The sequence below is a fragment of the Arthrobacter sp. 35W genome (assembly GCF_000482545.1).
Lineage (GTDB): Bacteria > Actinomycetota > Actinomycetes > Actinomycetales > Micrococcaceae > Specibacter.
Map to the genome: position 1 here is coordinate 2378146 of NZ_KI519454.1, position 22246 is coordinate 2400391.

Here is a 22246-nt window from a genome sequence, read left to right on the forward strand (position 1 = left end):
CTTTCCCATGCATTCTGGATCTCGCTCTACTCTTACTCGCCATACATCAGATTGGTTAGAAAGCCAAAGAGGCCAGTATCAGCGGACCCCGTCCTTTTACTCGCAGTATGGGCCGACTCCATGTCTAGATCACAGATCGCAACATGACGAGGCATTTTGAGTTTCACGTATGCAGCACGCGCATCTTGCAGATAAGACTTTGCCCGATCGGATGATGCTTCATCACCAGTCTGAAGAAGCATTTTCCCGTGAAATCTCAATGTATGAGCACGCTCCACGACATGGGGGATGTTCTCAGCATCGTGAAGAGCCTCACGAAAGTACCGTTCTGCGCGAGTCCAATCACCAGCAGCCGCGGCGGCAATTGCGGCTGAACGCTTAACCAAGCGACCGCCTCGGAATTCAATGCACACGACCCCGGTACGCCAAATACATTGTTCGATAGCAGGGAGCAAATCGGCGGCCTGCTCCAACTCTCCCAAAACTACTAAACCTTCTACGGCTGTAAGCGCCGCCACCCATGAGCCGCATGTGTTGGCCCCACCTAGCTGCGGAAAGGTGCTTCGATTCTCCTCAAGCAAACTCATCGCAGCCTGAGAATCTCCCATATAGGCGAGCAACTCAAACAGGGCAGACCATCCCCACCCGACCATGCCCGTCTCCGCTTCTGTCTCAAGAGCAGCTGAGTATGCATCCTTGGCCTCCTCCCATTCGCCGGCGAGAAATTTGGCTAATCCAAGCCACGCAAGCGAATGCTCAGGCGTTGCAAGTCCAACGGCATGACAGAAGGCGAGGTCCTTGCGCGCAAATTTTTCAAGGGCGGCTGGACTTCCGTTCTGAAAGAACTCGACCATAGCGTTCATACGTGTGTGCTGTTGCTGGGCGGCGTAGTTGCCTACCCGAACCGCGATTGGGGCAAGTTCTGCTCCTACTGCGAGGGCATCATCTAGACGACCTAAACCAACGAGGGTGTAGTTCAAGAAGCCCAGCATGCTTGTCAATGTCCAGACATCACCGGAGTGGCGTAATATCTCCAAAGCCTCGTATCCGGCTGAGACCGCCTCCGTGTGCTCAAGGAATGCAGGAAGCTGCATAGCTCGCATAGCCAAGCCGTGCCCGCGAAGCTCCGTATCCTCGAGCCGGGACGCAATTTCCAACTCTTCACGGATATTATCCACACTGGAGTCGTACTCACCGCTCCAAGCCTGGGCAAAAGACAACGCCCCCAGCAGCCTTCCTCGTTCTGCGCCCTCGTGACTGCCAAGCCTCTCGAGTCCATAAGCTGCCAAATCGCGGGCTTCTTGCATCCGGAAAAACCAAAACATAGTGTGGGTGGCTTCGCAACTCGTGCGGGAAATGGCATTGAGATCGCCCATTTCCGCATAGATGTTCAGGGCGGTGCGCAGCGAGGCTACCGAGTCCGGCCAACGACCTATCATCCGCAACGCCAGACCGCGCTGAAACCATAATTCCGCACGGTCTGAGGCGTCGGCCGTATCCATAATTGCCATCGCCTGATTCAGATAGCGAAGCCCTTCTTCTGCCGCGGAACTGCCCAGAGCGGCCCTGCCGGCCATCGTGAGGTACCGCACAATATTCTGTCTATCTGAAATCGGGCCCGATTGAACCAAGTGCCGTGCGATCTCATCTGCCCGCACTTCCAAGGAGTGGGGAAACAACTGCTCTAGAGCGGCAGCCGCTGCGGCGTGGATCCGACGCACCCGGGCTGGCGATACGCTCTCAATTATTGCCTTGCGCACGATGGCATGCACAAACTCATAGCTTTCAACAGCGCCCGGAGAAATCCCCGTGACATCATACAAAAGCTGCGCCTGCGTTGCTTCTTCCACTCCCTCCAGGAGAGTCCGATCGTCTACCTCAGCGAGGCGTTGCAGCACGCTTAGTTCAAATGCCTGGCCTAAAACAGCGGCCATCCCCAACATGGTCTGCGTCTCTGGCCTAAGCCGCCGAACGCGTGCCGCAACGATGTCCTTTACTCCGTGGGGTACATCTGCATTACCCGCTGATCTCGGTCCGCTATCCTCCCCAAGACTGCGGATCAGTTCTCCGGCGTACAGTGGATTTCCCCGTGTTTCAGAGAAGATGTCATAGGCCAGACGTTCAGAGAAGATGTCATCCCGTGACAAGGGCGACCCAACATCTGTACCCAACAGCTGTGCTACCTCGAGCCGATGCAATCCACCCAGCTTAATTTGGACTGGCATTGCATTGCGGCCCAGCTCACCCAAGAAGTCGATTAAGGCATCTGAAAAAAATCCCTGGCGAAGAGTGCAGACTATTAATGTCTGCTCAAGCAGGCCATTTTGTATAAGATGCCTGAGCAGAAGGAGTGTTGGCTCCGGAGCCCAGTGCAAATCATCGACGGCGAGCATCAACGGAGATGACGTCGATGCTTGACGGAGAACGCGAGTGACGGCATCGAACAGCCGCGAACGGATAAAGTGAGGATCTGAGCTCATCGCATCAAGGGGCGTCCTTGGTAAACGAAGGCCGGAATTTGGAACGATCCTGCTCAATTCTTCAACCAGATCACCAAGTTCCGCCGCTAAACGTCCCGGATCACAGGCTCGGAGATAAGGTGCGAGTGCCTGGCCGAGAGCCTCAAAAGGGCCGGCCACATCTTCATCGCAACGTCCGTGCAGCACCAATGGGCCGTCATTGACTACTATCTGCCGGGCGAACTCTGCAACCAGTCTGCTCTTTCCTATGCCAGCATCGCCCGATACCAGCACAAGACGCTGTGCTCCCTCCCTTACCGCCTCCCACTCATTGTGTAGCTGTCCGAGCTCCGGAACGCGTCCCACAAATTCACCGGCGTTGGCCATGCGGAGCAATGAAGGAGGGGCCTCAATTCGCACCGGACCCGCGTCCTCGTGGGCACGCACAGCAGCGACCAACCGCGAACGGTCAGAGACCTCGAACTTCGTCAAGAGATTTGAGACATGACTCTCCACGGTGCGTATGCTGATCCCCAAGGACGCAGCGATGTCCGCGTTTGTCAGACGGTCAAGAACTGCCTGGAGCACCTCCCACTCCCTGGCGGTGACACCTCTGTCACGGAGCGACCCAAGCATCAGTTGCGTAGAACCTGCTGGCATTGGATGGATTCCTCTCTGAACCCCCGGGGTGTGCCAGTTCAATTTTGCAACCAACCGGACCCCAACCGGTCTTATGCGTCTTCCGAACTGATCGGACTGGTCTAGGTTCATGCAGAGCGACCGACGAGCAGTCGCCAAGACACTAAGCCTGTTGTGACATGCACGTTCCGGCCGGTGTTTGGAAGCACGCCGCTGGCGAACCGTATGCATGTTTGGTTTGAAGCCGAGTTGCCCTCGTTGCTCTGGCCCTAGACTCTACTCTCTCTGGGGCTGGCAGGTCTTGAGTTACGTCGTTGTACACTGGCCCGGGAAAGCGTGGCGGCCACCGATCCTCAAATCGATGGCCGCCACAGCTTGTCGTCCCCAAGAAACCTGTGACAGTCGACCTTCGCGTTTCACAGCGAGCCAATCCACCTGACATACGTTGAGGGCGTAATCAGGAAATCTGGAGTAACCTTTTCCAGCCGATCCAGGATTTCTTCCTCGAGGTGAGCCTGCGCCACTTTGAGGTTTGCACCTCAAAGTGGCACACAAGCCGACCTACCCTAGGGTTGGCTGGACGTCCTTGGAACGTGGGTTCGCCTCAATGGTGTGCTGACGTTAGCGGGAAACCGACGCCGTAGCACCCAGCCTGTACTGGGCGCCGCTGTGTTCTTCAGGGAGTCGAGCATCGCCGGTGAAACGTTCACGCAGAGTCATCGGTTCGAGCGCTTCCTGCGGAACATGTCCCCGCTTGCGGAGTTCGGGAACGACCAAATCGACGAAGTCCTCCATTGTCCCTGGTGCAACAACCCTGCCGAAGTTGAATCCGTCGACATCTGCAATCTCCATCCATCGCTCCAACTCGTTGGCGATGGTTGTCGGAGATCCAACGACGGACGAGCTGAATCCGCCGATGGACAGCCATTTTCCAAGGCGTTCCTTCGTCCAGACAACCTCGCTGTCGACACGGGTCAGCATGTCAAGCATTGCCCGGATGGCATCACTCTCGACATTCTCCAGGGGCTGGTCGTCCGGGGCTGAAGACAGATCGATACCCGTCCATCCACCAAAGAGGGTGAGTCCTGCCTCGGAGCTTGCGTACTTGTAGTAGTCGGTGAGCTTTGCCTGGGCCTCTTCATCCGTCGGTGCCGTGATCGGGGTCAACATCACGATGACCTTCACGCTCTGGGGGTCTCTCCCTTCCTTGGCGGCCTGAGCGCGGATCTTGTCAACGGTTGGCCGGAGCTCTTCCGGGCTCGTGCCGATGACGAAGACGGCCTCGGCATGCTTCCCAGCAAACTCCATGCCTCGGGAGGATGCGCCCGCCTGGAACAGGAAAGGGGTGCGCTGAGGACTCGGCTGCTCGAGGTGAGCCCCCGGAACTTTATAGTTCAAGCCCTCGTGGTTGATGTCGTGGACCTTGGATGGATCGGTGAAGATGCGGTTCTCCTTGTCGAGAACCACTGCGTCATCCTCCCAGGACCCTTCCCAAAGCTTGTAGCAGACCTCCATGAACTCGTCTGCCCTGTCGTACCGCTCGTCATGTGAGATCTGGGCATCGAGCCCCAGGTTCACGGCTGCACTGGCCTGGTACGACGTCACGATATTCCAAGCGACTCGGCCCTTCGTGAGGTGGTCCAGAGTCGACATCGTCTTTGCGAAAGAATACGGAAGTTCATAAGTCAGCGAAGACGTGACTCCGAACCCCAGCCTTTCTGTAACAGCTGCCATCGCTGACACCGGGATCATCGGATCCCCCACAGGCGCCTGAGCTGCATTGCGCAGTGCAGACTCACGCGAGCCGCCATAAACGTCATAGAAGCCAAGAACATCTGCCAGGAAGAGGCAGTCAAACCCCCCGCGCTCAAGGGTCTTCGCAAGGTTGATCCAGTAGTCGAGGTCCGTGCGCCGGTAGGCCTGGTCGTCAGGATGTGCCCACATCCCAGGATTCTGGTGCACCACACAGTTCATGTCGAAAGCATTGAGGATCATGCGCTTCTTGGGGTTCTGCTCATTGGTCATGATTGCATCCTTTGACTATTACGTAAGGGGGAATGTGCTGAAGAACGATTTCAAGATCCGGAGATCTATTTGAAGGCCAGGATCTCCACCGGCTGAATCTCCGCCGGGGAGGCAAGAAGCTCATCCGCCTTCGCTCCAAGGGCTTTGGCAACGTTTCCTGCGAGATGTGCCTTACGGCCTTCCTCATGGGGAAACGTGTCATAGATTCCGAACTGGCTGGCATTGATCCGGAAGGCATACCAGGTGGATGTATCAGGCTCTCGACCAACAAGGTCCTGAGCCGCCTTGAGGAACTCTGCTAGCTCCTTCTCCTTGCCCGGCTTCGCTGCAAGGGTCACTAGCAACCCAACTGAACTCGACATGATCTGCCTCCATCAACTTCAGCGCCACTATGACGCCGATCACATTTCCCAACTTATGTTCGACATGCACTGCCCTACATCCGTGCTCAACACTGATTTCACTACGGTCATTCACCCCTACCCAGGCTGGAGTCCACCATCAGACACACCTCAGAGCCTGTTCCTGGTTGTTTGCCGGCGGTTCTGATCCTGGTCCCGCGGACCATGGCTACGGGGACTTCGGCGCCCGTCGTAGCCGCTGACGCACCGTCGGTGGCGGCGATCCAAGCCACGGTGCGTTCAAGAACCCAGCTGCAAGGCAGTCCCCCACGCATTTTGAGACGGGCGGCATTGTGGCAGCGGCCGCGGCCATCAACCCGAGGCAATTCAGGCGGCACAACTGGCCCTTTCGGGCACGGGCTGGAGATCACGAGCAAATGCAAATCCTGCACGGGTAGGAGAGGTTGCCGGGAACTCCTTTACGGCGAGCTGACCGATCTCCCTGGCAAGGCGAATTCCAAGCCTGTTCGCATTGGAAATGCCGGCGCCTCGCAGTTCCAGACAGGTGTTGTCAGCGAGGTAGTGGTGGCGTTGGAAAGACTGCGCATGGCGGGGGTGAAGAAGACCATTTCTCCTGGGCTCTTCAGCGCGAATTCATGGATTTCCTCGAGAGACACTTCGATGACGAGGACTTGGGCCGTTGGGAGATGCGCGGCGGCGCACAGTGCTCCACCCACTCCCGGGTGATGATGCAGCTTGCCTTCAACAGCGGGATCCGGGCGGTTCGAAACCAGGGATAATCCAGAGGCACGAGGAAGTGGGAGCATCGCCGTGAGCGGTTGCGTGAAGAGATGGCGCGCGAGGGGTTCGGCTGGAGGGCTGGCTCCTTCACGCAGACCTATATCGGAGGTCAAACAGACGCTGCGTTGCTAGTCATGCCAAAGGCCGGCTTTCTCCCTTCTGCGACCAGCACATGCTCGGCACAGTCGCGCGGCCGGAAGAAGAAGTTCAGACAGACGACGGCCTTGTGCTGCGCTATCGAACGGAGAGTGGCATTAACGGCCTGGAACTGGGTGAGCATCCTTTCCTCGCGTGCTCTTTCTGGCTCGTGGGGTTTGCCAATGAACCCGGCTGCTTGGCGAGGAGTGTGCAACGAACGAAAGGCGGATGGCCGGCAACTATCCCACCCTTGTCCCTGGTCAGCGCGGCCGTCGCTGTTCATGGCCTCGGCACCCTCAGTCTGGCTGTCGAGGCCAGAGATTAGTGGCGCGGCGTCGGGGTGCCCCTCACCGCTGCACTTCGAGCCGGGTTCTGACAGTTTCCGGTCTTGATCAGGTCGCTGAAGAAAACTCGGTTCGGAACAAGCCCGTCCCAGCGCTCTTTCATGGTGGCTGGACACAATTCGCGGCGTTCAACCCTAGTAGCGCGCCGTTGAATTTGCCCACCATTGTGCCGGCAGTTAAGACCGGGACAAGTGCGGTGCTGACAGGATCACTTGTCCTTATCGCAAAGGTCCATCGTGTAACAGACAGCCGTGCCTTCAAGGACGACAGTCCCGTCGTCGCGGACAACCCACGTCCTAAGCCTGGTAATCGGCTTGTCATCGCGCACTTCCGTGACTTCCACGTGGCCGGTAATGACGTCCCCAGGACGGACAGGTGCCTTGAAGTTCCAGTTGACATTCAGGAACACCGTACCGGGACCGGGCAGATCCTCCGCCACAACGGCGTTCAAGATGGCGCTGGTGACTCCGCCTTGAACCACTATTTCCCCAAACCGGGAGGCCTTTGCCGCTTGCAGATCATAGTGGAGGGGATTGTGGTCACCGCTGATTTCGGTGAATAGCACGATGTCGCCGTCCGTGATCGTGCGTGACCGTTGGGCGGTTTGTCCTACAGCGGGCCGGGGGCGGGTCTGAATCGGAGTCATGACTGGACTTTCCTGTAGGTGTTGGTATTGCCGATCCCGTTGCAGCCCACCAAGGCCGCAGGGCCAGATCGTCCGGTTGGACGTCTCCTTGCTCTGAAGCGCCTCAGCTTGGGAGTGAGGCATCCCAACAGAATTGCGGTTGTGCGCCCGCAGGTCAATCCGTGCTGGCTTCCGTAGATAAATCCGTAATGACCACGGATACACGGTGCCTGTGACGCATTCCACACTGAGGGGGAAGTGTTGTAGATCCTGAATCTGAAACTGTTGGATCCGCGCTGGCTGGCGATGAGCCGGCGGCCGCCTAGATCCTCCCTCTGAATGGACACTCCAGGTTCATGGCCAGCACCCTGCCGGTGGCTATCCCTCCCCGCAGTTCACTACCTAGCGAGAAAGATCGGTCGATATGACACGAAAAGAAGCTTGCGCAGGATGTCCCCCGGGATTCGTACGTGGAATCGTAGGGCGGCCAATGGCTCTTAGCCCCGTTCCCGCCCGTCCGGCAGCCTGACTTTTTCACATGTCCGCCTGATAACTGTCGGGTGGTCCGTCATCGACCGCTTAGCCGACGAACCGCGACCTCGAGCTAGTGCGTGAGCCCACTTGGCCAGCCGGCCAGGGTATCGCCCACTCCGGTGCTGCGGATCGCGTTCACCTGCTTCCAACCTCGTCGAGATGGTAGGGGCGCGGTCAGAAATGAAGTTGCTCCTGCCTTTTGATCCGGCGCGCACGTATGGATGAAAGCCATTGGCCATCGCCCGATCGAAGCAGGGTCAGTAATCCAAGCGAAAGGGACAAATCGTGAATCCGACAGCAAATACGACCGAACGGGTCTACAGCACCACAGATGACATTGTCCGCAACCTGTCCCTCGTCAGGGATGAGATCGCGGACACGGCTGCCAAGATCGACGAACACGAGATCGCCACACTGGCAGGCCTCCTGGGCCCGAACAGCCGGGTGTTCGTCGCCGGAGCGGGCCGCAGCGGTCTGGTCCTGCGCATGGCCGCTATGCGGCTGATGCACCTGGGCCTGACCGTCCACATCGCCGGTGACACCACCACTCCGGCCATCAGCTCCGGGGACCTGCTGCTGGTGGCCTCCGGATCGGGAACGACCTCCGGAGTGGTCAAGTCGGCGGAAACAGCTATGAAGGCCGGTGCACGCATTGCCGCGTTCACCACCAACGCTGACTCGCCGCTGGCCCGGCTCGCCGACGCACTGGTGATCATCCCCGCCGCACAGAAGACCGACCACGGCTCCAATGTGTCCCGCCAGTACTCCGGGTCCCTCTTTGAGCAGGTGCTGTTCCTGGCCACCGAGGCCATCTTCCAGTCTTTGTGGGACAACACCGATGTAGCGGCCGAGGAGCTCTGGCTCCGGCACGCCAACCTCGAATAACCGGGGCCACACCTTTCCATACCCGCATTTTCCAACCCACTGCAGTTCCCTATAGAAAGAAGAATCATCATGAAGCTCCAAGTTGCTATCGACCTGCTCACCACCGAAGCCGCCCTCGAACTGGCCGGCCAGGTTGCCGAATACGTCGACATCATCGAACTGGGCACCCCGCTGATCAAGAGCGAAGGGCTGTCAGTCATTACCGCCATCAAGGCCGCCCACCCCGACAAGATTGTCTTTGCTGACCTGAAGACCATGGATGCCGGAGAGCTCGAAGCCGACATCGCCTTCAAGGCCGGCGCCGACCTGGTCACCGTGCTCGGTGCCGCCGACGATTCCACCATTGCCGGTGCCGTCAAGGCAGCCAAGGCCCACAACAAGGGCGTCGTCGTCGACCTCATCGGTGTGGAAGACAAGGTCACCCGTGCCAAGGAAGTCCGCGCCCTGGGTGCGAAGTTCGTCGAGATGCACGCCGGTCTGGACGAGCAGGCCAAGCCCGGCTTCGACCTGACCGGGCTGCTCCGTGCCGGTGCAGAGGCCCGCGTTCCGTTCTCCGTCGCCGGTGGCGTGAGCATCAAGACCATTGCCGCCGTCCAGCACGCCGGTGCCGATGTAGCTGTCGCCGGCGGCGCCATCTACGGTGCAGAGGACCCGGCCCTGGCAGCCAAGCTGCTCCGCGGCGCCATCGTCTAGTCCCCGATTGACGGTGGCGCCCGCACCCTTGACCAAGGGTCAATCTCCGCCCCGACCCCAATCCACGTGTTAAGCACGACCGCTTTTCCTCCACCCTTCCTTCAGCCTTTGGAGTCCTCTGCCATGTCTAGCACTTCTGTTATTGACAACCCGGCCCTTGCCGTTGCCCCCCAAGCTCCCCCAGCCCCATCCGCTCCGCTCATCGGTCCGATGGCAGGGGCGCCGGGCATAGTCGGACTCCCCATGGCCATCGCCGGGGCGTTCGGTCTGGGTCTGGTCAACACCGGGTTCGTACCCGCCAGCGCAGCTGCCGCCGCCCTACCCACCGTCATCGCGGCGTCTGCCATTGGTCTGCTGGTGGCAGCTGTCTGGGCCTGTGCGCTCGGCCAGAATGTGGCAGCTGGCATCTTCGTGTTGTTCTTCGGTTTTTTTGCCACCTATGGCGCGCTGTCACTCGGACTCATCAATGGGTGGTTGGGCATTCCCGCTGACCAGGTGGTAAACGCTCAAACACTCTGGCTGACTTGTTGGCTGTTCATTTTCGTGATGCTCACTCTTGTGACACTGCGTCTGCCCTGGGGCAACGCCCTTATGCTCGTGTTCGTCGACATCGCCCTCGTCCTGCTCCTGATCGGCACCGTACAAGGCGACTCGGGCATGATCAACCTTGGAGGTTGGTTTACCTTCGCTTTTGTTGCCGTGGCCATCTATTTCTATGTCGACGTGATGTGGAGTCAGAGCGGCGGGCGTGGGCTGCCCCTCGGACGTCCGATCGTTCGCTGAGTAGTTCGGTCCCGAGTGGCGAGTGAGGCCACAACCCAGCAGGCCTCCGGTGTTCCCTCCCCCTGTGGGCGGGAACACCGGGGGTTTTTCTGCTTGATGCGGGCTTCCATCAGCGGCCGACCGCATTTTCAATGCCAGGCCAGCCCACAAGCCCAGCGGAGGCGGTCGGGCTGGGTTCTGTTCAGAATGTCCCTCATCGTCCAGGCCGGAGCGCAGCGGCGCCGCGCCGTCGAACTTTGTGCACCAGCGTGGTGCACCAGATTCCGTGCCCGCCCAACAGCTCGCGAAGGACCCCCGCACCTTTGACTTCCCCGGCCACTCAGGCGAAGCCGCCGAACGCGGCCTGGAGCACTCCTTCATGGACCGCATCGTCGAGACCCTGCGCGAGCCCGGACCCGGGTTTGCCGTCGCGGGCCGGCAGGTGCACTTCGACGGCGGCGACGACTTCTACCTCGGTCTGACCTTCTTCCACATCAGGCACCTGCAGTTCTACATCGCCCTGGTCGATGGCAAGCTCCGCCGGCCTCCCGGGCGTAGGCTGGATGCACGGGATTTTCCATGACGACGCGCATCTATGCGGACCGGACGGACGCGGCACGGGCATTGGCCCGCCCTCTGGGCGGGTACACGCGGATGCCCGGCACCATGGTTCTGGGCCTGGCCCGCGGCGGAGTCCCCGTGGCCGCTGTGCTGGCCCGGCGCCTGGGACTTCCCTACGGGGCGTTGGTAGTGCGCAAGCTTGGCGTCCCCGGACATGGGGAGACGGCCTTCGGTGCCTTGGCCATTCTGGATGGGACCGTCGCCACCTGGCTCAACAAACCCTTTGAGCAACGGCTGCTGAGCGGTGGCTGCACGGCTGCCGAGCTCGACGCCGTCGCGGTGCGGGAGCGGGCGGAGCTGCTGGCCCGGGCGGCCCGGTATCCGGCCCCGGTGCTGCCGCCCGCGCCGGCCACGCTGATCCTCGCCGACGACGGACTCGCCACGGGAGCCACCATGTGCGCCGCTGTTCTGGCGATCCGCGGCGCCCATCCTGCCACCATCGTGGCTGCCGCCCCCGTCGGGTCCTGGGACGCCATCGAGGAGGTCCGGACGCTGGCGGACAAGGTGGTCTGCCCGCTGGTGCCGCCCCGGTTCAACGCCGTCGGCAGCTTCTACAGGGACTTTGGCCAAACGTCCGACGCCGAGGTGCTGGCGCTGCTGGGTGCCTGAGGCCGCCGCCTCTGCCGCCGGACCAGGACGACGGCGGCAATGCCCACCACGGCGCCGATGACGGTCTCCGCCCCGCGGTCCACCACCAGCCGCACGGGGTCGACGGGCATCGCCAGCTGCGCCATCAACAGAATCACAGGCGTAAAGAAGACCATGGCCAGCCCGTAGTGGCGCAGCATGAACATCTCGGTGGGGAACTGGCACAACACGACGATGGCGGCGAGCACCAGCGCCTCGCGGCCCGGGAAGTATTGCATGGGTGACAGCGGCCCCGGGAACAAGATGAGGGCCACCACCGCCAGGCCCAGGAACGTCCCCACGATGCGGTGGATGCCGCGGTGCACGCTGCTGGGCATATCGGCCCCGGCGAGTGGAACGGCCGCAGCAGCCATGGCCCAATGCGGGTGTCCGATGCCGCTCAGCACGGCGACGACCCCTGCCACGCCCACCGCCGCCAGATGCCGTCCGGCATGGACCATGGCGTCGCGCCGCATCCCCTCGGTCCACGGCACCCGGACGCGGACGGCGCCCGGCGACCAGGCCCGCGAGCGCAGCCAGCCGCTGAAACCGACCAGCACGGAGAAGGCGGCCGATCCGGCGCAGATCAGCACCACCTGGTACAGGGGGATGGTGACCGGAACCGAGGCGCAGGCCCCGAGGGCCAGGATCCCAAAGAACGGCCCGTTGGGGCGCAGCTGGACCTTGTCGCAGAAGAGCGAGCCCAGCGTGGCGAAGGCCGTTTGGACGGCAACAAGCCACCACGGGCCAAGGTGCAGGACGGAGAGGGTGCTGCCAATGGTGACGGCGGCCAGCAGGAACAAGCCAGCCTGGATCTGGTGCGGCAGGCGCAGCTGGTGGGGTTCGGTGCGGCCGTACATGCCGGTGAAGGCACCGAGCACGGCGTAGATGACCAGCTCGGGGTGCCCGAGGGCCACCAGCACCATGGACGGGACAGCGATGCCCAGGGCGACGCGGAACGCGGGGCGGTGGTCCCCCGCCAGCGGGCTGATGCTGTTCAGGCTTCGGACATGCCCCATCATCGTCTGCACGTCCACCACCACCTATCTACCAACCGTCCTTTGGAATTTACCAAGACGGCCGGATTGCGGCCATAATGCCCGTCACACCACGAAAGATGAGCGCAGCAGCACGCCTTCTCCCCCGGTGAACTCCACGCCGTGGAAGCGCGGCCCGCGGGCCACCTCAACGAACCCGAATTCTGCATGCAGGGCCAGCGAGGCCTGGTTGGCGGCATTCACGAAGTACCAGGCGTCGACGGCGGTTCCCGGGCCGCCGGGCCGGCCGTCGGATTGTGCGGCGATCCATTCGAGCCGGTGGGCCGTCAGGGCCCGGCCCAGCGACATCCGGCGGTGGGCCGGCAGGACTGTGCATCCGGCCAGGTAGAAGCCCTCCGGGGAGACGCCGTCATCGACCTTCGCCAACCACGACGCTTTGGCGTACGCCACGGGAACTGCATCGGCGCAGGCGACGAAGACTGCGGACCGCGGCCTCAGCAGCGCCTGTTCCATGGCCGTCCGCCACAAGTCCATGTTTCCCCCGCGGACGGCAGCCTCAATGCCGGCCAGGGCACCGGTGTCATCCAGATCTGCGGGACGGAGGACGACGCCGGGCGGCAGGGCCGCGGAGGAGGAACCTGGCTGGTACGGGGCAAAGAAGGATGCGCTCACGCGCCGGGCGCTCCCCCGGGCTCTGCACTACCGACCATCGCCGTGGCCATCTCGTCCCCGGCCTGCGTGACAATGCCACGCATCGCGGCCTCGGCCTCAGCGGCCATGCCGCGCTGGATGGCGTCCGCCACCACGTAGTGCAGGTGCCGGGCCTCCTGCCGGGGCTTGTCGGGCATCAGCCCGTGGTGCGTCCTGCCGGCCAGCACCTCGGCGACGGCGGAGTCCAGATGCGAGAGCATCTCATTGCCCGAGGCCTGCAGGATCAGGGAATGGAACTCGATGTCCAGCGCAAGGAATGCCTCCAGATCTCCGGCGTTGCCGGTGGCGACGAGCTCACCGGCGATCTTCATCAGCCGCCTGCCGTCGGCCACGGAAATCGCCCGGGCCGCCAACCCTGCCGCCAGCGGTTCGACGGCGGAGCGGAGCTGGGTCAGGGACTGCAATTGCGCCTGGCGGTTGGCGCCCGCCAGCCGCCAGCGGATCAGCTGCGGATCAAAGACATTCCAGCTCGAGGACCCCAGGATGGAAACCCCCACATTGCGGCGCGAGGCAACCATGCCCAGCGTTTCCAGCACGCGGAGCCCCTCGCGCACCACCGAGCGGGAGCTGGCAAACCGCTCCTCCAATTCCTCGGATTTGAGCACCTCTCCCTCAGGCAGCTCCCCCGCGGTGATCTGCTGCCCCATCATCTCGACAAATCTGTTGTGGCGGCTGTGCACCTTTGCCGGCATCGTTGCCATGGCCACCCTTTCCCGGCGCTGCACCGGATCGCTGTTCAAGGCCCCCATCCTATCGCCGGACCGGACTTCATCCGATGACTTCCCTGTGATCCAGGCCATAAATAGGCCTTACTCGTCACATTGCTTGAATAAATCATATTTACTCCGTAATCTTGCCCACACAAGTCTTTACGGAGCAGTCTGCCAACGTGGCCGGACGCTCCGAGCCATCTCTCTGGCTCCAGACCAGCTAAGGATCCATTCGTGAAACCATTCGATACGTTGACTGCGGCGTCGGAGCCGTGGTCAACCCATGACACCCAATTGGTGGTCGTGGCAGCCATCGGCATCGCCCTGATTGTCCTGCTGATCGTCAAGGCAAAGATGCACCCGTTCCTGTCACTCATCCTCGGGTCGGCCTTTGTGGGCATCGCCTCCGGTGTTGAGCTCGGCAAAGTCGTCAAGAACTTTGAAACCGGCGTCGGCTCGGTGCTGCAGGAAGTCGGCCTGCTCATCGCCCTGGGCGCCATGCTGGGCAAGCTGCTGGCGGATTCCGGCGGCGCGAACCGCGTGGTGGACACCTTGCTCGCCAAGGTGTCCGGCGCTGCCGTCCCTTGGGCCATGGCCCTGGTTGCCGTGATCATCGGGCTCCCGATGTTCTTTGAAATCGGCCTGGTGCTGCTGCTGCCGGTGATCGTCCTGGTCGCACAGCGTTCCGGCACCAAGCTGATGCGCATCGCCATCCCTGCACTGGCCGGATTGTCCGTCCTGCACGGCCTCGTACCCCCGCACCCCGGACCCTTGATTGCCATCTCGGCGCTGAACGCCGATCTCGGCATCACCCTGGCCCTGGGCCTGCTGGTTGCCGTGCCCACCGTCATCATCTGTGGACCGCTGTTCTCCATCCTGGCCGCCAAGTGGGTGCCCGTGGGCGCCCCCAAGCTCGCCGGGGGTGTGGACACCACCCACACAGGTGCCGATCCGGACGTCAAGCGCCAGCCCTCGTTCCTGGTGACAGTGCTGACCATCATCTTCCCGGTGGTGCTCATGCTCACCAAGGCGCTGGTGGACATCATCTACCCCGATGCGGCAAACCCGCCCGCCGTCCGCGTCTTCTTTGACTTCATCGGCCAGCCGCTGGTCGCCATGACCCTGGCCGTGCTGCTGGCCCTCGTCACCTTCGGCTACGCCGTCGGGCTGAGGGGCTACAAGCTCAGCACCAAGATTGGTGACAGCGTGGGCCCGATTGCCGCCGTCATCCTCATCGTGGGAGCCGGCGGAGGCTTCAAGCAGACGCTGATCGGCGCCGGCGTGGGAGATGCCGTGGCCAAATGGGCCACCGGCGCCAACCTCTCCGTGCTGCTGCTGGGCTACCTGATCGCCGTCGCCCTGCGCTTGGCCACGGGCTCTGCCACGGTGGCCACCATCACCGCCGCGGGCATTGTGGCTCCGCTGGCATTGGGCCTCCCGCCGACCCATCTGGCCCTGCTCGCGCTGGCCGTCGGTGCCGGCTCACTGTTCCTCTCGCACGTCAACGACGCCGGCTTCTGGCTCGTCAAGGAGCTCTTCGGGTTGACCGTCGGGCAGACCTTCAAGACGTGGTCCGTGATGGAAACGGCCATCTCGGTGGTCGGCTTCGGTTTCGTCATGTTGCTTTCGGTGGTGATCTAGGTGGCCGTTGTCGACAGCTCCGGGCAGCAGCCCGTTCTCGTGATCATGGGAGTCTCCGGCTCCGGCAAATCGACGGTGGCAGGGATCCTGGCCGGCCAGCTCGGCTGGGACCTGGAGGAGGGCGACGATCTCCACCCCGCGGAAAACGTGGAGAAGATGGCCGCTGGACACCCGCTCACCGACGAGGACAGGTGGCCGTGGCTGGACACCATTTCCTCGTGGATCATTGAGCACACCATGGCCGGCATCCCCGGCGTCATCACCTGCTCCGCCTTGAAAAAGGTCTACCGGGACCGGCTGCGGGAGAAGAACGTAGTCTTCGTGCTTCTCTCCGGTTCCAAGGACCAGATCTCGCGCCGGCTCACGGCGCGCCTGGACCATTTCATGCCGCCAACGCTCCTGGATTCGCAGATCTCCACGCTGGAGCCCCCGGGACCGGAGGAGAACAGCATCGTGATCGACGTCGGACGCACCCCCGCCGAGGAGGCCGCCGAGGTGGTCCGCCGGCTCGGGCTGACCCCCGTGTCGGGGTCCACCACGCTGGGCCACCCGCACCCCGGGAGTTCGACGGCGGCGCCGCAGGACTGACCCGGCGTCAACCGGATCGCATGCAGAAGGCCCCCGGCACGGACGATTCCGTGCCGGGGGCCTTCTGCGTCAGGGCCAGGCTGCTCTAAGCCTCGGCGGTCCGGGCAGAGCAGCGGAGCACGTGGATCGTCAGCCCCAGGCTGACGGCAAAGCTCAGCCCCAGCGCGGCGAACCCTGAAACGACGGCGACGTAGTAGCTGGCGGGATCATCCACCAGATCCACCACGGGCTCCATGTAGAACCAGATGGTTCCGGCCGCAGCGACACCAAGTACGGCTGTCAACGCCGTGGCCAGCCATGCCGCAGCAACAAGGACAATAGGCTTCATTGACTCCCCCAAAGATTCAACGCGCCGCACATGCCACGGCAGTTGCTGCGAGTCTAGCCGTCGAAGAGCCCCAACCGCCCCGTCAGCGCCTGCGCAGCACCAGCGTCGTCACGGCGCCCAGGATGAACAGCAGGCCGGCCGCAGCCACAGGAACGAGCAGGGCGCTGTGGTAGCCCGAATCCTGCGCCACGGAGCCGGCAATGGCCGCACCAAGTGCCGTGCCGGCCACGATGCCGCTTGCCAGCGCCGTCATCACGGTGCCCATCCAACGCGCCGGGGCCACCATGCCGCCGATGCTGAAGATGGTGACCATGGTGGGCCCCACAGAGAGGCCGAGGAAGAGCAGCATCACGATCATCATGGGCACGGAGTCCGCCAGCAGCAGGCCTGCGGCGCCCAGGACCATCAGCGCGGACACAGCCACCCAGCGCACCGGGTGGCTGATCGAGGCTGGCCAATAGGCCACGGACAATGCCGTGAATGCGGAACTGAAGCCCATGACGGCGTAGATCAGGCCCGTCTGGTCGACGGAGGCAAACACACCCATGAAGGCACTGATCGCCGTCTGCGAGGAGCCAAAGAACATGCCCATGCAGAGCATGGCTGCCACCGGGATGCCGACTTTGAGCCAGCTGATGGATTCGCTCGGGGCGGGCGTGGTGCCGTTGACCGATCCGGGCGCGCGGTGCGCCGTGACGGCCTTCTCCGTGGGGTGGACGGCGAAGAGGGATACGAGGACCAGCGTCATGACGGCGGCCAGGGCCAGCGGCAGCCAGGGTGCCACCAGTGAGGCGAGCACACCCACCAGTGCCGGGCCCAGCACAAAGGTGATCTCATCCGCGGTGCCCTCCAGGGACAGGGCGGTGTCCACCAGCGGCCCTCGTTCTGCGGCCGGCAGCTTCTTGCTCAGCGCCATCCAGCGCACGCGGGACATGGGGCCCACCTGCGGGGATGTGGAGCCGGCAACCAGGGCTGTGGCCAGCACGATGACGGTGTGGCCGGTATCGAAGGACCCGGCCAGGTAGGTCAACAGCACGACGGCGGCAACTGCCAGGGCGTTGAGCACGGCGGAGGCCAGCAGCACGCGGCGCTGGCCAAGCTTGTCCGCGAGGAAGCCGAGCAGTGGTGCACCGATGGCAGATCCGATGCCCACGGCACCGGCTGCGAAACCGCCGATGGCGTAGGAGCCGCTGGCGGCCGTGACAAGCGTCAGCGTGCCGACAATCAGCATGGCCAGCGGAATGCGGGCAAAGAGCCCCAGCGGAATGTAGCCGCGGCCGGCCAGCTGCGGCAGCTTGGCATAGCGGCCGGTGGACCGGGTGGGGGCGTGGATGGGGGTGGAAACTTGGGGGTTCACAGTATTTCCGGTTCGCTCAAAAAGCGCATCGTCCCCCCTCCCGATGCGCACAACCCGGATAACAGTGCGATTATACCGCGGCGGCGGCCAGTCCTCCCATGGCCAGCGTGGAACCGGTGCGGCCCTTGTGGACGTGGAGCTGTGCGGGGACCCGCAGTTTCAGATCGGCCACGTGGCTGACCAAACCCACCACGCGCCCACTGTCCCGCAGACCTTCCAGGGCGTCCATGACCTGTTCCAGCGAGGCCTCGTCCAGGGAGCCGAAGCCCTCGTCGACAAAGAGCGTCTCGATGTCCAGGCCGCCGGCCTCCTGCTGGACCACATCCGCCAGGCCCAGGGCCAGGGACAACGAGGCCATGAAGGATTCCCCGCCGGACAGCGAGGTGGTGTCGCGGCGGATGCCCGTCCATTCATCCACCACTGCCAGGCCCAGCCCGGACTTGGCTCCGCGGCCGGCCAGCGCATCCGAATGGCTGAGCGTGTAGCGGCCATCGCTCATGGTGGCCAGGCGTTCGGAGGCGGCGAGCGCCACCTGCTCCAGCCGGGCGGCCAGGACATAGCTGGTGAGGGTCATCTTGTAGGCGTTCTCGCCATTCCCCCGCAGGGTTTCGGCGAGATCGCCCAGCAGCCGCGCCCTCTCCCGCTGGGGCGCGGCGCCGCCGTCCAGCTCGGCATGCCGGGCCGCCGTCGCGGCCAGGGCCGCTGCAGCATTGGCAACCAGCCCGGCACGGACCGCGGCATCCTTGGATTCCTGCTGCACCGCCAGATGGGCTTCGCGCAATGCCGCGACCGATTCATCGTCCTGCGGAGTGGACCCGTCGGCGAGTGCCTGCCGGACATCGTCGGAGGCCAGGACGGCCTCGTTGCGGATGCGGTCCCCCGCAAACGCGGTGAGGCGTTCGGACAGGTCCTCGGACTGGGCAGTTGCCAGCAGCGCCGCCGTGACGGCCGCGGCGTCGGCAAAGGGTGACAGATCCAAGGCGGCCGCCAAGTTCTGGACTGCCGCCGCGTGCGCCGCGGCGGCCGTGTCCCGGCCGCGCACTGCGGCCAGCCTGCCTGCCACGAGATCCCTGGCTTCGGTGAGTGGGGCCAGCCGCTGGGCCAACGTGGCGAACCCGGCCCGGGCATGGTCAAGGGCGGATGCGGCCGCCGCGATGGACTCCTGCTGCGCCGCGGCCGTGGCCGCGTGGGCCGCTGCCGTGGTGCGGGCGTCCGTGGCCAGCGCAGACTCCGCCTCCGTGGTGGCGGCCAGCGCATCAAGGGTGGCGCGCAGGGATGCCAGGTCGACGACTGCGGCCGCCGCGGTGGCTGCGGCGGTGCGTGCTGCCTCCGCCGCCTCCTGGACAGCGATGGCATCGGCGTCGCCGCCGCGCCCGGCCAAGAGCGAGAGCTCCTGGCGGGCTGCGGCCAGCGCTGTGCCTGCGAGGGCCGCGGCAGCCTCTGCGGCTTCCGCCGCCTCCTTGGCCGCGGCCTCCTCCCCCGCGGCCTGGGCACCCGTGGCCGCCAGCGGAGACGGCTCGGGGTGCTCCTTGCTGCCGCAGACCTGGCAGGGCTCGCCATCGACGAGTTTGGCTGCCAGCTCGCCGGCGGCCAGCGACAGGCGCAGATCCACCGCGTCCAGCCATGCCGTCTTTGCGGCCACGGCATCTTCGCGCCGGGACAGGTCCACCTGTGCCAGCCCGGCAACACGTTTCTGCTGCGCCGTGTGGGCCACGACAGCCGCTACGAGCGCCGCTGCCTCCTCTGCCGCTTTCGCCAGTGCCGGCGCCCGGCCTGCCGATTCGGCGAGGGCGGACAGAGCGGCGGCGCTGTCCGTGTGGGACTGCCGGGCCGTGTGGGCGGCTGATTCGTGCGCCTCGGCCGCGGCCAGGGCGGCGTCCAAGGCCCGCGCCGTGGCCGCGGCCTGTGCCCGCAGCGTGAGCAGTAGCTGTTCCTGGGGCAGTGCGGATTCCACAATGGCCAGCGTTCCTGTCAGCTGGCTGTGGAGGCCGTCCAACTGCTCAACACTCAATCCGGCCGGAACCGCCGCGCCGCCGTCGGGCTCCAATGCGTCGGGCCCCATCAGGGACCGGGCCTCGCCGGAGGCCCCGGCTGCGGCAGCCTCTGCAGCACCGAGCGCGGCGGCGGCCTTGGCCACTGCCGCATCGGCCGCGTCCACCGCTCCGAGGTGGGGTGCCAGCAGGGCCGCGGCACCGTGCTGCTCCAGTGCGGCCTTCCAGACGGTTGTTTCCGGCTCAATCGCGGCCAGCCTGTCCCGTTCGGCCGTGGCGGCGGCCAGCTTGGCCTGCCGCTCCTGCCGGGCCTGTGCCTCCTGAAGAGCCACCGAAGCCGCCAGCGCATCATTGGCCAGGGCCTCTGCATTCCCGCGTGCAACGGCCAGCTCGGAATCCACGGCACCGGTGAGGGCGTCGAACAGCGCCGCCCCGTGCAGCTGTTCCAGGTCAAGCGGATCGGCAGCAGCATCGGCCGCCGTGCCCAGCACGCCCGACACCTGGCTGCGGGCCAGGCGTTCGGCGCCCAGCAGCGCATCCTCGCTGCCCTTCACATCCTCCGCGGCGGCCTTCGCATCGGCCAGCACGCGCTCCTGGACCGTCTCATAGATGTCGGTGCCGAAGAGCTTCTGCAGCAGCTCCTGGCGGTCCTTGGCTGAGGCGCGCAGGAACGCGGCAAAGTCCCCCTGGGCCAGCAGCACCACCTTGGTGAACTGCTCCTTGGACATCCCCAGCAGGTCCAGCACTTCGGTGGAAGCCTCGTCGTTGCGGGCGGACTTTGCCTCCCAGCCCGCGGCGGAAAGCTCGCGCAGCTGGGTCTGGGCCTGTTGGGTGGTGGTTCCGGATCCGCGCTTGGTGGGCCGCAGCCACGCGGGGCTGCGCGTGACCTCCAGGTGGCGGCCGCGGGCGCTGAACTCGCACACCACCTGCGGCTCCAACCCCTCGGGTGCGTGGTGGCTGCGCAGGTTCCTGGCATCCGCACGGGCCCCGGGCAGCGAGCCGTACAGGGCGTAGCAGATGGCATCGAGCACGCTGGACTTGCCCGCGCCGGTGGCTCCATTGAGCAGGAACAGCCCCTCGGCACCGAGCCTGTCGAAGTCCACCACCTGGCGCTGGGCAAACGGTCCGAAGGCCTGGATTTCCAGCCGGTGGATTCTCACAGGGCAGCCTCCATCATGCGGGCGGATTCGACGGCGCGGGCCAGGGCAGCCTCTTCGCCGGGCGAAGCGGGGCGGGACCGGACGTGGTCAAGGAACCCGCAGCACAGTTCGATTTCATTGCCCGCACTGGCCACCCGGGAGCTGTAGCTCTGCCGTTCCCTGGCCTGGGCATTTTCCGGCTCGAAGCCCAGCACCAATGTATCCGGGAAGCGTTCCCGCAGCCGCTCCATCGCCTGGGCGGGGCGGTCGTTGTCGGTCAACTTAATTTGGCAATAGGCGCCTTCGGCCCAGGCGAGGCCCTCGTCCGCCAGCAGCTCCTCCAGGGGTCCGCGCAGCACGGCCAGCCGGCGGTCGGCGGCCCACTCCACAGGTGTGACGGCCTGGACGCCGGAGGCGTCGATGTCCACCAGCCAGGCACCCTTGGAATGGTTGGCCTCGGAGAAGGAATACGGCAGCGGGGAGCCGCTGTAGCGCACATTCGGGGCCAGAATCTGGCGCCCGTGCAGGTGGCCCAAGGCCGTGTAGGCGAAACCGTCGAACAGGTCCAGGGGCACGGCGCCGAGGCCGCCGATGCTCAGTTCCCTTTCGCTGGCGCTCGTGATGCCGCCGCTGGCAAAGGTGTGGGACATCACCACGACCTGGGTCCCCTCGGGGCGTGTGGCAAGATCGGCCCGGACCCGGGCCAGGGCCGCCTCCGTCACAGCGAAATGTGTGGAATCCGCGGCCTCCAGGGGCCCGGCGGCCAGCCGCGGCTCCAGGAACGGCAGCCCGTAGACGGCCAGCCGGCCGCCGTCGAGCTCGAAAAGCACGGGATCGGCCAGATCCGCGATCCTCGTGCGCAGGTGGATCCCAGCGGCGGACATCACCCGGCCGGCAAAGCCCAGCCGGGTGGCGGAATCGTGGTTTCCGCTGGTGAGGACCACTGCCACACCGGCGGCGCTCAGGTCCGCCAGCAGGGAATCGAGGAGTGACACCACATCCACCCCCGGCAGGGCACGGTCGTAGACGTCGCCGGACACCAGCACCACGTCCACCTGCTCGCGGGCCACCGTCTCCAGCAGCTGGGCGGCAAAGCGCTGCTGCGCGGCCAGCATGCCCACGCCGTGGAAGGAGCGTCCCAAATGCCAGTCCGAGGTGTGAAGTAAACGCATACCCTAACGCTAACGGCTCCCACCGACAGCAATTGCCGGGAGGAGCCGTTAGGGGTGCCACGGGCGTGTGGCCCACGGGTGGGTGGGCCCACGGGTGGTGGGCCCACGCCCGCGAGG

General features: G+C 64.3%; 19 protein-coding genes. 8 read left to right on the forward strand and 11 right to left on the reverse strand.

Annotated features, from left to right (window positions below):
• Positions 1-32: 32 nt before the first annotated feature.
• The 3 genes from K254_RS25330 to K254_RS0110600 all read right to left on the reverse strand — a co-directional run bounded on the left by K254_RS25330 (position 33) and on the right by K254_RS0110600 (position 5485).
• Positions 33-3329, reverse strand: coding sequence for an ATP-binding protein (locus K254_RS25330; RefSeq protein WP_081710010.1), 3297 nt, complete (start codon positions 3327-3329; stop codon positions 33-35).
• 390 nt (positions 3330-3719) lie between these two features.
• The gene (locus K254_RS0110595) at positions 3720-5123 is read right to left on the reverse strand and encodes an LLM class flavin-dependent oxidoreductase (protein ID WP_026555337.1); all 1404 of its coding nucleotides are present in this window, start codon (positions 5121-5123) and stop codon (positions 3720-3722) included.
• A gap of 65 nt (positions 5124-5188) precedes the next feature.
• A complete protein-coding gene (locus K254_RS0110600) occupies positions 5189-5485 on the reverse strand; it encodes a putative quinol monooxygenase (protein ID WP_026555338.1) in 297 nt (98 codons plus the stop codon).
• A 635-nt stretch (positions 5486-6120) separates the two neighbouring features.
• On the opposite strand from K254_RS0110600, the gene K254_RS26460 reads away from it, so the two are divergent.
• Positions 6121-6264, forward strand: coding sequence for a glycoside hydrolase family 15 protein (locus tag K254_RS26460; protein ID WP_155848502.1), 144 nt, complete (start codon positions 6121-6123; stop codon positions 6262-6264).
• 691 nt (positions 6265-6955) lie between these two features.
• Here the strand turns inward: K254_RS26460 and K254_RS0110615 are convergent.
• The gene (locus K254_RS0110615) at positions 6956-7393 is read right to left on the reverse strand and encodes a MaoC family dehydratase (protein WP_026555339.1); all 438 of its coding nucleotides are present in this window, start codon (positions 7391-7393) and stop codon (positions 6956-6958) included.
• A gap of 798 nt (positions 7394-8191) precedes the next feature.
• On the opposite strand from K254_RS0110615, the gene hxlB reads away from it, so the two are divergent.
• The 5 genes from hxlB (at position 8192) to K254_RS0110640 (ending at position 11476) form a co-directional block, all read left to right on the forward strand.
• Positions 8192-8791: a 6-phospho-3-hexuloisomerase gene (hxlB, locus tag K254_RS0110620; RefSeq protein ID WP_026555340.1), complete on the forward strand. Its 600-nt coding sequence runs from the start codon at positions 8192-8194 to the stop codon at positions 8789-8791.
• A gap of 69 nt (positions 8792-8860) precedes the next feature.
• Positions 8861-9484 carry a 3-hexulose-6-phosphate synthase gene (gene hxlA, locus K254_RS0110625; protein WP_026555341.1) on the forward strand — a complete coding sequence of 208 codons (624 nt, stop codon included), beginning with the start codon at positions 8861-8863 and terminating at the stop codon, positions 9482-9484.
• Between the two features lie 210 nt (positions 9485-9694).
• The gene (locus tag K254_RS0110630; RefSeq protein WP_269209030.1) at positions 9695-10267 is read left to right on the forward strand and encodes a GPR1/FUN34/YaaH family transporter; all 573 of its coding nucleotides are present in this window, start codon (positions 9695-9697) and stop codon (positions 10265-10267) included.
• Positions 10268-10532: 265 nt separating this feature from the next.
• Positions 10533-10829: a PDDEXK nuclease domain-containing protein gene (locus K254_RS22820; protein ID WP_026555343.1), complete on the forward strand. Its 297-nt coding sequence runs from the start codon at positions 10533-10535 to the stop codon at positions 10827-10829.
• Positions 10826-11476, forward strand: coding sequence for a phosphoribosyltransferase (locus tag K254_RS0110640; protein WP_026555344.1), 651 nt, complete (start codon positions 10826-10828; stop codon positions 11474-11476). Before K254_RS22820 ends, K254_RS0110640 begins: the two co-directional genes overlap by 4 nt.
• On the opposite strand, the gene K254_RS0110645 is transcribed toward K254_RS0110640, so the two are convergent.
• From K254_RS0110645 to K254_RS22830, 3 genes are all read right to left on the reverse strand, one after another.
• Complete coding sequence (locus K254_RS0110645) at positions 11419-12525, reverse strand: FUSC family protein (protein ID WP_026555345.1); 1107 nt, start codon at positions 12523-12525, stop codon at positions 11419-11421. The two genes, K254_RS0110640 and K254_RS0110645, sit on opposite strands and share 58 nt — an antisense overlap.
• Positions 12526-12597: 72 nt before the next feature.
• Positions 12598-13164 (reverse strand): GNAT family N-acetyltransferase, encoded by a 567-nt coding sequence (locus tag K254_RS22825; protein ID WP_051389055.1) that lies wholly within the window; start codon positions 13162-13164, stop codon positions 12598-12600.
• Positions 13161-13943, reverse strand: a complete 783-nt coding sequence (locus K254_RS22830) for a FadR/GntR family transcriptional regulator (protein WP_231391813.1) — start codon at positions 13941-13943, stop codon at positions 13161-13163. Before K254_RS22830 ends, K254_RS22825 begins: the two co-directional genes overlap by 4 nt.
• A gap of 204 nt (positions 13944-14147) precedes the next feature.
• On the opposite strand from K254_RS22830, the gene K254_RS0110660 reads away from it, so the two are divergent.
• Both K254_RS0110660 and K254_RS22835 read left to right on the forward strand, forming a co-directional pair.
• Positions 14148-15554: a GntT/GntP/DsdX family permease gene (locus tag K254_RS0110660; protein WP_026555346.1), complete on the forward strand. Its 1407-nt coding sequence runs from the start codon at positions 14148-14150 to the stop codon at positions 15552-15554.
• 45 nt (positions 15555-15599) lie between these two features.
• Positions 15600-16142, forward strand: coding sequence for a gluconokinase (locus tag K254_RS22835; RefSeq protein WP_051389183.1), 543 nt, complete (start codon positions 15600-15602; stop codon positions 16140-16142).
• 85 nt (positions 16143-16227) lie between these two features.
• Here the strand turns inward: K254_RS22835 and K254_RS0110670 are convergent, their stop codons facing one another.
• The 4 genes from K254_RS0110670 to K254_RS0110685 form a co-directional block, all read right to left on the reverse strand.
• Positions 16228-16470: a hypothetical protein gene (locus K254_RS0110670; protein WP_026555347.1), complete on the reverse strand. Its 243-nt coding sequence runs from the start codon at positions 16468-16470 to the stop codon at positions 16228-16230.
• Positions 16471-16552: 82 nt separating this feature from the next.
• Complete coding sequence (locus K254_RS0110675; RefSeq protein WP_026555348.1) at positions 16553-17827, reverse strand: MFS transporter; 1275 nt, start codon at positions 17825-17827, stop codon at positions 16553-16555.
• A 70-nt stretch (positions 17828-17897) separates the two neighbouring features.
• The gene (locus K254_RS0110680; RefSeq protein ID WP_026555349.1) at positions 17898-20978 is read right to left on the reverse strand and encodes an AAA family ATPase; all 3081 of its coding nucleotides are present in this window, start codon (positions 20976-20978) and stop codon (positions 17898-17900) included.
• Positions 20975-22129 (reverse strand): exonuclease SbcCD subunit D, encoded by a 1155-nt coding sequence (locus K254_RS0110685; RefSeq protein ID WP_026555350.1) that lies wholly within the window; start codon positions 22127-22129, stop codon positions 20975-20977. Before K254_RS0110685 ends, K254_RS0110680 begins: the two co-directional genes overlap by 4 nt.
• Positions 22130-22246 lie beyond the last annotated feature (117 nt).